Origin of the sequence: Corallococcus sp. CA054B (genome assembly GCF_003611625.1) — a bacterium.
GTDB classification, from domain to species: Bacteria; Myxococcota; Myxococcia; order Myxococcales; family Myxococcaceae; genus Corallococcus; species Corallococcus coralloides.
The window spans coordinates 1-386 of the sequence record NZ_RAVY01000450.1 but is presented as its reverse complement, the minus strand read 5'-3'; the positions used below and the strand labels follow the sequence as shown (position 1 = coordinate 386).

Genomic DNA, 386 nt, shown 5'->3' with positions numbered 1-386 from the left:
ACATAAATTAAACAATTAAGAATACGGAAAGCCATAAAACACGAAACGGAAACAATAAAAGGTGAAATGACGCAGGTTATTTACTGCAAAGAACGAATAAAAAAACCGCGTCAGTGACGCGGTTCAAATAAACTGGTTTGACCTTAACGCAAAATAATTTTGCAAATCGCGTCGGCAACCTGTGGCGTGGTGGCATTGCCTTTCATATCAGGTGTTTTCGGCCCGTGAGCAATCACTTCTTCAATTGCTGCCAGAATACCGTTATGCGCTTGCTGGAAACGCTCATCGCCATTGCCGAGAAAATCGAGCATCATTGCCCCGGCCCAAATCGTGGCGATAGGGTTAGCAATATTTTTCCCGTAGATATCCGGCGCGGAACCGTGGAC

The 386-nt window shown here is 45.1% G+C and carries 1 protein-coding gene; it reads right to left on the bottom strand.

The window, feature by feature from the left end:
- Nucleotides 1–143 precede the first annotated feature (143 nt).
- Nucleotides 144–386 (bottom strand): isocitrate/isopropylmalate family dehydrogenase (locus D7V80_RS41275; protein WP_233586114.1); only part of this gene is annotated, 243 nt, incomplete at its 5' end.